The sequence below is a fragment of the Streptococcus sp. 2342 genome (assembly GCF_013276795.1).
Lineage (GTDB): Bacteria > Bacillota > Bacilli > Lactobacillales > Streptococcaceae > Streptococcus.
This window is the reverse complement of the sequence record NZ_VMLR01000003.1, coordinates 610632-622633: the sequence shown is the minus strand read 5'-3', so window position 1 is coordinate 622633 and position 12002 is coordinate 610632. Positions and strand designations below refer to the sequence as shown.

The 12002-nt window shown below is 41.5% G+C and carries 10 protein-coding genes and 1 pseudogene; 2 read left to right on the top strand and 9 right to left on the bottom strand.

What is annotated here, in order from left to right:
* Window positions 1–5: 5 nt before the first annotated feature.
* The 4 genes and pseudogenes from HT689_RS05440 to HT689_RS05425 form a co-directional block, all read right to left on the bottom strand.
* Complete coding sequence (locus HT689_RS05440; RefSeq protein WP_173226769.1) at window positions 6–371, bottom strand: VOC family protein; 366 nt, start codon at window positions 369–371, stop codon at window positions 6–8.
* Window positions 364–1551: a pyridoxal phosphate-dependent aminotransferase gene (locus HT689_RS05435; protein WP_173226771.1), complete on the bottom strand. Its 1188-nt coding sequence runs from the start codon at window positions 1549–1551 to the stop codon at window positions 364–366. Before HT689_RS05435 ends, HT689_RS05440 begins: the two co-directional genes overlap by 8 nt.
* Window positions 1548–2036, bottom strand: a complete 489-nt coding sequence (locus tag HT689_RS05430) for a DUF5590 domain-containing protein (protein WP_049512551.1) — start codon at window positions 2034–2036, stop codon at window positions 1548–1550. Before HT689_RS05430 ends, HT689_RS05435 begins: the two co-directional genes overlap by 4 nt.
* 291 nt (window positions 2037–2327) lie before the next feature.
* Window positions 2328–3523: pseudogene (locus HT689_RS05425) on the bottom strand (MFS transporter).
* Window positions 3524–3944: 421 nt separating this feature from the next.
* Between HT689_RS05425 and HT689_RS05420 the strand changes: the two are divergent.
* Complete coding sequence (locus tag HT689_RS05420; protein WP_173226775.1) at window positions 3945–4493, top strand: NADPH-dependent FMN reductase; 549 nt, start codon at window positions 3945–3947, stop codon at window positions 4491–4493.
* A 125-nt stretch (window positions 4494–4618) separates the two neighbouring features.
* Here HT689_RS05420 and yaaA read toward each other — a convergent pair whose 3' ends face one another.
* The 5 genes from yaaA to HT689_RS05395 all read right to left on the bottom strand — a co-directional run bounded on the left by yaaA (window position 4619) and on the right by HT689_RS05395 (window position 10486).
* Window positions 4619–5347 carry a peroxide stress protein YaaA gene (yaaA, locus tag HT689_RS05415; RefSeq protein ID WP_173226777.1) on the bottom strand — a complete coding sequence of 243 codons (729 nt, stop codon included), beginning with the start codon at window positions 5345–5347 and terminating at the stop codon, window positions 4619–4621.
* Window positions 5348–5425: 78 nt separating this feature from the next.
* Complete coding sequence (locus HT689_RS05410) at window positions 5426–5590, bottom strand: YczI family protein (RefSeq protein ID WP_057487076.1); 165 nt, start codon at window positions 5588–5590, stop codon at window positions 5426–5428.
* 64 nt (window positions 5591–5654) lie between these two features.
* Window positions 5655–7250 carry a hypothetical protein gene (locus HT689_RS05405; RefSeq protein ID WP_173251765.1) on the bottom strand — a complete coding sequence of 532 codons (1596 nt, stop codon included), beginning with the start codon at window positions 7248–7250 and terminating at the stop codon, window positions 5655–5657.
* An 11-nt stretch (window positions 7251–7261) separates the two neighbouring features.
* A complete protein-coding gene (locus tag HT689_RS05400; RefSeq protein WP_173226779.1) occupies window positions 7262–7672 on the bottom strand; it encodes a peptide deformylase in 411 nt (136 codons plus the stop codon).
* A 117-nt stretch (window positions 7673–7789) separates the two neighbouring features.
* On the bottom strand, window positions 7790–10486 hold the full coding sequence (locus HT689_RS05395) for a cation-transporting P-type ATPase (protein WP_173226780.1): 2697 nt from the start codon (window positions 10484–10486) through the stop codon (window positions 7790–7792).
* A gap of 303 nt (window positions 10487–10789) precedes the next feature.
* On the opposite strand from HT689_RS05395, the gene mntE reads away from it, so the two are divergent.
* Window positions 10790–11974, top strand: coding sequence for a CDF family manganese efflux transporter MntE (gene mntE / locus HT689_RS05390; RefSeq protein WP_173226782.1), 1185 nt, complete (start codon window positions 10790–10792; stop codon window positions 11972–11974).
* The last annotated feature ends 28 nt before the right edge of the window (window positions 11975–12002 follow it).

Genomic DNA, 12002 nt, shown 5'->3' with positions numbered 1-12002 from the left:
CTTTTTTATTCTTTATGGCAAACCACTTCTATATTGTTCCCATCTGGGTCAATCATAAAAGCAGCATAGTAAATCGGATGCTCACTGCGATAACCAGGAGCCCCATTGTCTCGCCCACCTGCCTCTATGCCAGCCTCATAACAAGCCTGAACCTCTTCCTTATTTTCTGCTAAAAAAGCAAAGTGAATAGGATCTTGTGTCCCCTGAGCCAGCCAAAAATCACCACCAGGATGAGGGCTATTTGGGGCATAAAAACTGATTAGAGAACTAGTCTTAAAAGCTAATTTATAACCCAAAGGAGCGAGAAAACTCCTATAAAATCCTTCTGAAATTTGTAAATCCTTTACCTTAATTTCAAAATGATCAATCATTCTCACTACCCATAAATGCTTTCAAGCGTTTAACTGCTTCTTTAAGCGTGTCTAGGTCTGTCGCATAGCTGAGGCGGACATTTTCTGGTGCTCCAAATCCTGCTCCTGTAATCAAGGCCAGACCAACTTCTTCAAGAATAGCTGTTGTAAAGTCTGTCACATCCGTATAGCCTTTCATCTCCATGGCTTTTTTAACATTTGGAAAGAGATAGAAGGCTCCTTGTGGCTTAACTACTTCAAAACCAGGGACCTCACATAATAGCGGATAAATGGTATTGAGACGTTCTTCAAATGCTTGACGCATAACTTCAACAGAATCCTGTGGTCCAGTTAGGGCTTCGATAGTTGCATATTGTGAAACAGCAGTTAGGTTAGAAGTTGTTTGACCTGTCAATTTGCTCATAGCAGCAATGATTTCTGGATCACCCACTGCATAACCTACCCGCCAACCTGTCATGGCATAAGCTTTTGATACACCGTTAATGACAATGGTTTGCTTGCGAATGGCTTCTGATAGACTAGATATTGGTACGAACTCATTCCCGTTATAGACCAAACGACCATAAATATCATCTGCTAAAATCAGAATGTCATGCTCAACTGCCCAATTTCCGATAGCCAAGAGTTCCTCGCGAGTGTAAATCATACCAGTCGGATTAGATGGCGAATTTAGCACCAAAACCTTGGTTTTGTCTGTGCGAGCTGCTTCCAACTGCTCTACGGTCACCTTAAAGTGATTGTCTTCCTTAGCTTGAACAAAAACTGGAATCCCTTCTGCCATCTTGACCTGATCTCCATAGCTGACCCAATATGGAGTTGGGATGATGACTTCATCACCTGGATTGACCACAGCCATAAAGAAAGTATAGAGTGAGAACTTAGCACCGGTAGCAAATGTGATTTCGTTGGCCGCTACGGAATAACCATAATAACGCTCAAAATAGGTATTGACTGCTGCTTTTAACTCAGGCAAACCTGAAGCTACCGTATAGAAAGAAGCACGTCCATCTCGAATGGCTGCAACAGCTGCATCTTGAATATTTTTGGGAGTATGGAAATCGGGCTGACCTAAAGTTAAGAAAAGTACATCTTTTCCTTCAGCCTTTAACTTCTTTGCTCTTGCATCACTAGCCAGAGTCACACTTTCTTCCATTTCTAAAACACGATTGGATAGTTTCATAGGCCCTCCTTATTGACCAATGCTCCTGTTTCAAAATCTACTAGATAAAAATCAGATCCTGACTTGACTTCCCAGATTGGTTTGTCTTGATAACGGCCAAAGGTAATTTTGTCAATCTCGCCAGCTCCTTTTTCCTTAGAAACGGCTTCCGCTTTTTCTTGTGAAACACCTTGATTTAGCTGATAAACGTAAATCTTATGGTCATCTTTTCCAATCAGGACAGCAAGTGCTTCTTGTTTTTTATTACGACCAAGAACGCTATAATAGGATTCCAAGCCATTGTATAAGTCAACCTGATCAGCCTGCTCTAATCCTGCATACTGCTGAGCTAATTTTTCTCCTTCACTTTTAGCTGTTTGATAAGGTTTCATACTCAGAAACACTAGATACAGAAAGGAAGCACTGATAACCACAAACAAAATCGTCATCCCTAGACCATACTGCCACAGTAGATTATTTTTTGCTTTGTTTTGTCTTTTTTTCACTCGTCTATTTTACCATCTATTAAGCTTTATTACAAGTGAATGCAAGAATACTCTTCGAAAACCTCTTCAAACCACGTCAGCGTCGCCTTACCGTACTCAAGTACAGCTTACGGCTAGCTTCCTAGTTTGCTCTTTGATTTTCATTGAGTATAAGCAACCAATTCTATTTCTTCCTTCAAAGCAAACTGATTTTTCTTAGTTAAAATCGAGTAAGAAAAGTAAAGACAGCTCCAAAATCAACCTATTAAAAAACCTGAGCTTGGCACTCAAGTTTTCAGAAATTATTTTAATCTAGGAAATAATTTTTTCATCCATTCTTTTAGCCAATTTTCCTAAAAAGATAGCCAGTAGAAGACTAATCATGACTAAAAAGAATCCTAGATAAAGAAATGTTACTACAAAGCCTAAATGGTCAATCAACCACCCTGTCAGTGGGAAGAAGACAATCATACTAAGGCTAAACATCATAGAGTAAACACTCAGCATGGTTGCCCTTACTTCACTTGGGAGCCGCTCTTGCAAATCATTGTCAAAAATAGGCTGAAAAAGAGCATATAGAGCATTACTAATCAAATAGACCAAAATATAGATTAGAGGTGTTCCAAAGTAGGACAGCAGGTAGGTAACTCCAGTCAGCAGGACGAGGACAGGGAAAAGTTTCAAGGCAGCATAGTTCTTTCCAATCTTACTCGCTAGATAGACTGCGACGATATTCAAGAGACTACCAAGTAGCATAACTGTTGAAATTTGCCAACTACTTAAATCTGGTAACTGATTTTGATAGTAAAAATAAAACATGCACATGAGTACTCCGACAATCTGAGACAAAATCATCCAGTTGAACAGCATGGGATTTCGCTCCAACTCTTCCTTAACAGTCCAAATAATCTGTCTCATAGTCACACTATCAGCTTTTTCTAGCTTGACCTAGGTTCTTTCAGCATCCAAATCAGGAAAAGAACTATGATAGAAGTCGCAATCATGATATAGTAGGTCAGGTGCAATTGACCATGGACAAAAAATCCCGCCAACACTGTCCCCAAAGACCGAGTTCCTTCTGCTACTCCTGACATAAAACTTGAAATAGATAAGTAACGCTCCTTTAGTCCAGCCTCTACAGCCGAGTCATAGACCATTGCTGCGCTTGTTCCCGAATCAAAATTATAAGACAAGGCACTCACCGCCATTGCTAGTGCATAAATCCAAAAATTTCCCTGCCCAACCAACATAAGAATAGAAGACACAATCCCTGCTATTCGGCTTAAATAAAGGTTGGTCTTATAGGAATAACGATCAGCCAACATTCCAGATGGAATTTCACAGAGAAGACTGGTCGCATGAAAGATACTCTCCAGAAGTCCAATCTGCCAAAGAGACATTCCGTTTTGACTGAGAAAGAGAATCCAAAAACTGGTAATCCCTAAAAATGCAAAAAACTCAACTCCGGCCATCAGGCCAATATTTTTCCGATAATTTCTTATTAACATCTTTTCTCCTTAACAAGTGTATTATTATTTCTTTTGTCCGTCACTTGTTAATCTGTTCCTTACATGATCTCCACCCCTTTTTAGAAGCATTCTTCAATGCCATTATTGTTCCTTTAATAATTTATGAAATGATACCGGAAAATAGCCCTTCTGCGCTTTCTATTGCTAGTTTTCTTGTTTATTTTAGCACTTATGCCATCATATTACAAGAGAATATAGGAATACTTCTATAAGATCAAAGTAAACCGAAACCTAAGTGAAACAGTTCTTACTTTTTCAATCACAAATGACTAGAATTTCAGCAATTTTATAATTTTCAAATAAACTCTGAGCAAATTTCTTGCAAGTCCTTTTGTTTTGTTGTAATATATTTTATAACAACGAGAGAATTCTCGGAAATTTAAGAAAAAGGAGACACATCATGTCTAAAAAAGTATTATTTATCGTCGGATCACTACGCCAAGGTTCTTTCAACCACCAAATGGCCCTCGAAGCTGAGAAAGCACTTGCTGGTAAAGCGGAAGTTAGCTACCTTGATTATTCAGCCCTTCCTCTCTTCAGCCAAGATTTGGAAGTTCCAACTCATCCAGCTGTAGCGGCTGCTCGTGAAGCGGTTCTCGCTGCTGATGCCATCTGGATTTTCTCTCCAGTCTACAACTTCTCTATCCCTGGAACAGTGAAGAACTTGCTTGACTGGCTATCTCGTGCCCTTGACTTGTCTGATACACGCGGCGCTTCTGCCCTTCAAGACAAGTTTGTCACAGTATCATCTGTAGCCAATGCAGGTCACGATCAACTCTTCGCTATCTACAAAGACCTCTTGCCATTTATCCGTACACAAGTCGTTGGTGATTTCACCGCTGCACGTGTTAATGACTCTGCTTGGGCAGACGGAAAATTGGTTCTTGAAGAAACAGTCCTAAACTCACTTAAAAAACAAGCTCAAGACTTGGTTAATGCGATCAAGTAACTAACATAATAAAAGCGAACAAGACTACTTTTCTGACACTCAGAAGACTAGCTTGTTCGCTTTTTTCTCATTTATAAACTAAAATAGCTGATGATACATATTGTCCAATACAAAATATCTGATTTCTATACTTCCTTAACAAAAACCAATTCCTGTGGCTGTGACAAATCTTCTCGGTAGTTAAATCCTGCAAATCTTAAGCGACGAGCTTCTTCCACCGTTTGTACTTGATTTTCTATCAAGGTTGTCAGGAAAGCACCACGCGCCTTCTTGGAAATGGTTGAGTGAATCTTCAGCTGACCACCCTTGTCCTCCATAAATTTGAAGGTCACCATCTTTTCTCTAATTTCCTTAGAAAATACAGTCTCAAATTCTGATGACAAGAGAGAGAAAATCACTTCTTCCTTCTTCAGAGCTTCATCATAAGCTGCCTTCCAATGGCTCTTCAAAGTCTTACCAGCGACTTTTAATTTCATCAAAAAGTCCAAACGGTGAGGTGCCATAGGTGACAAGGCTGGAACAACACCGTACAAGGCCGAGGTAATGAAGACATGATTTTCAAGATAGGCTTGTTCTGCCTCGGTCAGTTTGTCTCTCTTGATGTGACGGTACATAAGCCCATCAAAAAGTTTCAAGGCTGGGTAGTGTTGAGCAGTTTGCCTTTTCAAAGTTTGGATATGTTGAAATTCTTCCGCAGCCTTCTCAGCTGATACCTTGTAAAAACTCTCCAATTGACTAGCAGAATAGAGGGCCAAGGAATCAAGCACAGCCTGACTTTCTGGTTTTAAAGGAGTGGCTTCAATACTTGGCAAATCTGCATTCATTTCTTTTGCTGTTGGGATTAAAATTTTCATATTGATAGTGTAGCATATTTTTTAACCACAACCAAGAAATTCATCTGAAAAACCTCGGTTTGACCGAGGCTTCTCTATTTATTTTGGCCATCCTAACCAGACAGCCACGAGAACAAGGGCTAGCCCAGCTAAGCTTGTTAAGATAGATAAGAATTTATCTTTGTTCTCCTTGAACTGAGAAAAACCTATCTTCAAAGCAAGCAGTCCGAGTAGCATTGAAGCAAGCATCAAATAAAAACCCATTTCTTTGTCCTCCATTAGGCTTAATTTATTTTATTATAACATATATTTCTTAAATAAACCTTTTTTACTGTACTTTAAAGGTCTTGAGATAATTGTCTTTTCCTACTTGACCTTCGAAGGTTTTACCATTTTCAAGATAAGGAAGGTCATCAGATACAGAAGCCTTGACCTTGTAAATCTTGCCGTCAACTTTAAAGAAGTAGACGGTGTCTCCCTTGATAACAGCTGATTTGAGGTCTGCTACCACACCCTTGATGCTTTCTATTGTTGCATTATCAATCTCAAGGTCGTTTTTATTGGCGTACTTGCTGAGCAGCTCTTCCACTGTCGTAGCTACGATAACGTTTTGGTACTCGACTGCATCTACCAGGGCATACTCTTTGACCAAGCCAGCATTGTCCTTCAAGCCCATGATGTAGAGAGGCTTGTCATTGAGGTTGATGAGGATTGGGAAGGTTGCCTTGTAGGATTTCTCCTGAACAGCACCTTCTGCTGATTCACGGGCTGATTCTTCTGTCGCAGAAGCCAAGCTGTACTTAGTTATTTCCCCTGTCCGCATATTTTCAAGGATGAAACCAAGATTACTCTCATCTGCATTGGCCGATGTCACACCTGTGTAGAGATAGATGTCATTGCCGATAGATAAGTAATTATAGCCCTTGGTAGTCTGGGTCACGTTTTTCTTGGAAATCATAGCATTCCAGAAGCCGTCCTTGTACTTGCCGTTGTAGTTAATTTGCTCAATAGTTTCCTCAGCTGGATAGACCCTATCCACCCATTCTGGAACATCTGCCAAGCTGTATTCCTTGGTGTCTCCATTTGTGGCATCCAAGATAATGACTGAAACGGGACGAGGAACTGCAAGTCCAAATTGCTTTTGGTAAACCGTTGCTACATAGAAAGGGTTGCCCTCATCGTCTACCTCGAAAGATGGAGTCTTGAAGATTTTAGTTGGGTACTTCAAGCGCAGGTGACGTTTGACATCGCGGTTAAAATACTCTGAATCTGAATACTTGATTGGTGTCTTCAAGTCTACCAAGTCTGCATTCCCGGTTACCATGTCCACCTTGATATACTCGCCGATTCCCTTGGCTTGATTATTAAACCACTTGATAGGATCTGCGTATTCTAATGGTGTAACTCGATAAGGTTTCCCATCAATCGTCAATTGAGTATAGGTGTCTGCCGCTACGTACTGCGACACCTTATCCGTTAGGGAACCCAAGTAGCGGTCGCCAATTTTTTCAGCAGTACTTCTATCTAAGATAGGAACCTTACTGGTGTCAGTCTTAGGAAATTCAGTAAAGTCTTTTTCCGTAACCGTGACTACATTGGCATAATTTTTAGCCTGAAACATGCTGGAAGTCACCAAAGAAACCAAACCTGCTAAGAGAAGAATTCCTCCAATCGAAGCTAAAAGAACTTTCCCTAACCGATTGATTTTGAAACCCTCAAGATTTAAGGCAGCTTCCGCCTTGCCGTGGCGCACATGAACCGTTTTGACAAGGTTTATCCCCTTACCAAAGCCAAATAAGATTGCCACAACTAACAAATGCCCACAGAGGAAGAAGAGAAATTCCCAGCTGGTCAGGTTAAGGGGCGGTAAAAAGATATACCAGGTCGTTGCGATAAAAATAAGTTCAAAGATTATCCGTTTCATTTGCTTTCCTCCTAAATGATTCGTCCTTCCAAGTGATCCAGTTCATGCTGGCAGATCTGTGCTGGGAAACCTGTTAAAGTAATAGTCTGTTCCTGCCACTTGCTGTCACGATAGGCAACCCTTATGGTTTCATAGCGGGTCGTCGGTCGAACCCCAGCCAAGGACAAACATCCTTCCTCTGTCTCATAAGGTCCTTCAAAGGACAGGAGCACTGGGTTAAACATGACCACAGGAACCAAGCCCAGATTAAAGATAATCACGCGCTTCTTCACCCCAATCATATTGGCAGCCAGACCGACACAGGTCTCACGATTTGCTAAGAGTGTATCCTGCAAATCTCTGGCAAGATACAGATCATCCTGACTTGCCGGTTGAGATACCTGAGATAAAAACAAAATATCTTTTACAATTTTCTTTTCCACTTCCTCACACTCCTCTTGCTTTTTACTATATTATAGCAATTATAGCACAAAAGACAGCAACTGCAAGCCCTTTCCCTCAACTGTAGCAAAAAGCCATCCGAAGATGACTTTTTCTTTTTAAATCGCATTCTTGTCAAAGCCGAGTTTACGTTGGATAAACTTAACAATTTCGACGATGATAATCATTGAGAAGCTTCCAGCCATGACGATTCCCCATTGTGACAAGTCTAGTTTGGTTACGTGGAAGATTCCTTCAAGCGGTTCTACGACGATTGTTGCCATAAGAAGGATGAAGGATACCAAGATGGACCAGTTGAAGGTCTTAGACTTGAATGGACCAACTGTCAAGATGGATTGGTAAACAGATTTCACATTGTAGGCATGGAAGAGCTGAATCAAGCCAAGGGTTGCAAATGCCATAGTAAGGGCATCAGCATGAATGGCATGATTATCACCCACATGTACTGGATAAGCAAGGGCAAGGCCATAAACACTCATAACAAGGGCTGCTTGGAGTACACCTTGATAGATGATAGAACTCAAAACACCACCTGAGAAGAAGCTTGCCTTGCGTCCACGTGGTTTATGGGTCATAACACCTGGCTCCGCAGGTTCAACACCTAGAGCGATAGCTGGGAAGGTATCGGTTACCAGGTTGATCCACAAGAGATGAACTGGCTGCAAGACATCCCAACCAAACAAGGTTGATAGGAAGATAGTTAGTACTTCAGCAGTATTGGCAGAAAGTAGGTACTGAATAGTCTTTTGAATGTTTGAGAAGACCTTACGTCCTTCTTCCACTGCGACGATGATAGTCGCAAAGTTGTCGTCAGCAAGAATCATGTCTGAAGCCCCTTTAGAAACCTCTGTACCTGTGATTCCCATACCGATACCGATGTCTGCTGTTTTCAAAGCCGGAGCATCATTGACACCGTCACCTGTCATGGCAACGACTTTACCTTGTTTTTGCCAAGCCTTGACGATACGAACCTTGTGTTCTGGAGACACACGGGCATAAACAGAGTATTGACCAACTACTTTTTCAAAGTCTTCATCAGATAGTTCGTTGAGCTCAGCACCAGTTAAAACGTGGTCTTCGGTATCGTTTGCGTCAATAATTCCCAAACGTTTAGCAATAGCTTCTGCAGTGTCTTGATGGTCACCCGTAATCATGATTGGACGAATTCCCGCTTCCTTAGCCACACGAACAGCCTCAGCAGCTTCAGGACGTTCAGGGTCAATCATCCCAATCAAACCAGTAAAGATTAAATCATTTTCAAGCTCTTCAGAAGTGAGATTTTCTGGAATGCTATCGATAATCTTATAGGCACCTGCTAGGACACGCAAGGCTTGGTGGGCCATTTCAGAGTTGTTTGTGTGAATGAGGTTTGTAACCTTCTCATCAATCGGAGCAATATCCCCAGCCTTATCACGAAGAAGACAACGTTTCAAGAGTTGGTCTGGCGCACCTTTAACAGCTACGAGGAAGCGTCCATCTGCAAGTGGATGAACTGTTGACATGAGCTTACGTTCAGAATCAAATGGCAACTCAGCCACACGAGGATATTTCTCTAAGAAACCTTTGACATCGTAGCCCTTGTCCAAGACATACTGGATGAAGGCTGTTTCAGTAGGGTCACCAATCAAGTTTCCTTCTACATCAATTTTAGTATCATTTGCCAAGACAACTGAACGAAGCAGGGGCATTTCAAGACCTAGTTCAATGTCATCAGCTGAGTCATGTAGAACCGCATCGTAGAAGACTTTTTCGACGGTCATCTTGTTCATAGTAAGCGTACCAGTCTTGTCAGAAGCGATGATTTCTGTTGAACCAAGAGTTTCTACAGCTGGCAACTTACGAACGATAGAGTTTCGTTTAGCCAAAACTTGAGTACCAAGGGCAAGAACGATAGTTACGATAGCAGGAAGCCCTTCTGGGATAGCTGCAACGGCAAGGGCAACAGAGGTCATCAACTCACCAAGTGGACTTTTCCCTTGAATGAAGACACCCACTACAAAAGTAACAAGGGCAATAACCAAGATAGCATAGGTCAAGACCTTAGAAAGATTGTTCAAGTTTTGTTTGAGTGGTGTATCTGTCTCATCAGCGTCTTGAAGCATACCCGCGATATGACCAACCTCAGTATACATCCCTGTATTGACAACAATACCCATCCCACGACCATAGGTCACGTTAGAGTTTTGGAAGGCCATGTTGACACGGTCACCAATACCAGCATCTGCAGCAAGTTCAACTGTCAAGTCTTTTTCGACTGGCACAGACTCACCTGTAAGAGCTGCTTCTTCAATTTTAAGAGAGTTAGCTTCTAGCAAACGTAAATCTGCTGGTACCACATCACCTGCTTCAAGAGCAACAATATCTCCTGGAACCAATTCTTTAGAGTCAATCTCAGCCATGTGCCCATCACGAAGAACACGGGCTGCTGGACTAGACATGGATTTGAGGGCTTCGATAGCTTCTTCTGCTTTTCCTTCTTGGTAAACACCAAAGGCAGCATTGATGATAACCACGGCTAGAATGATAATGGCATCTGCGATATCTTCCCCACCAGAAGTCACGACTGACAAAATAGCTGCCGCAACTAAAATGATAATCATCAAATCCTTAAACTGCTCGATAAATTTGACCAGTATTGATCGTTTCTCGCCTTCTTCGAGTTCATTGTGGCCAAATTCTGCAAGGCGCTTTTCCGCCTCACTTGATGACAAACCTTTCTCGGTCGCATCTACAGCATTCAAGACCTCTTCAGGACTCTGAGTGTAAAACGCTTGGCGTTTTTGTTCTTTTGACATGTGTCTCCTCCTTGACATTGTGTGCAAAACAGACTCTCTTTCTGTCATATCTTTTCACGACAAACAAAAAGAGACCTGTTAATCATAACAAGTCTCGCTGTTTAAGATAGTGCCGGAAAGCATACTTTTCAGTATAAAATTCGGAATGACGACACTATCACAGGTTTCTGCCAGCTACTCCCTTGAGTAGTACTATTATACCAAATTTTGAAAAGTTTTCAAAGAGTAAAAACTGCCTTATTTGAATTTTCCCTTGAAAACCAGTATAATGGTAGAATGCTATGTGACTAGAAAGGAAGTTGAATGAAGCAATCTATCTCAAATCTCAAGTTAGCTGAGCGTGGGGCCATTATCAGCATTTCAACCTATTTGATCTTGTCTGCAGCCAAATTAGCAACTGGGCACCTCCTCCATTCATCCAGTTTGGTGGCTGATGGTTTTAACAACGTGTCGGACATCATTGGAAATGTGGCCCTCTTGATTGGAATCCGGATGGCACGCCAGCCTGCTGACCGAGACCACCGTTTTGGCCACTGGAAGATTGAAGATTTGGCTAGCTTGGTCACTTCTATCATCATGTTTTATGTTGGCTTTGATGTACTAAGGGATACCATTCAAAAGATTCTCAGTCGTGAAGAAACAGTCATTGACCCTCTGGGTGCAACTCTAGGAATCATTTCTGCAGCGATTATGTTTCTAGTTTATCTCTACAATACTCGCCTCAGTAAGAAATCCAACTCCAAGGCGCTAAAGGCTGCTGCTAAGGACAATCTTTCTGACGCTGTTACTTCACTTGGTACTACTATTGCTATCCTAGCTAGCAGTTTCAATTATCCCATTGTGGATAAACTGGTTGCTATCATCATCACTTTCTTTATCTTGAAGACTGCCTATGATATCTTCATCGAGTCTTCCTTTAGTCTTTCAGATGGTTTTGACGACCGTTTGCTTGAGGATTATCAAAAGGCCATCATGGAAATTCCCAAAATCAGCAAGGTTAAGTCGCAAAGAGGTCGCACCTACGGTAGCAACATCTACCTGGATATTACGCTAGAGATGAACCCTGACCTGTCTGTTTTTGAAAGCCATGAAATTGCGGATCAGGTCGAGTCTATGCTGGAGGAACGTTTTGGCGTCTTTGATACCGATGTCCATATCGAGCCAGCACCTATCCCTGAAGATGAAATTTTAGACAATGTCTATAAAAAATTGCTTATGCGTGAACAATTGATTGATCAGGGAAATCAACTGGAAGAACTCTTGGCTGACGATTTTGTCTATATTCGTCAAGATGGAGAACAGTTGAATAAAGAGGTCTATAAAGCAGAAAAAGACTTGAATTCAGCTATCAAGGACATCCAAATCACTTCCATCAGTCAAAAGACCAAACTCATCTGCTATGAGTTAGATGGTATCGTCCATACCAGTATCTGGCGCCGCCACGAAACCTGGCAAAATATCTTTCATCAAGAAACCAAAAAAGAATAGAGACATCCTGTCATGAGACGGGATTTTT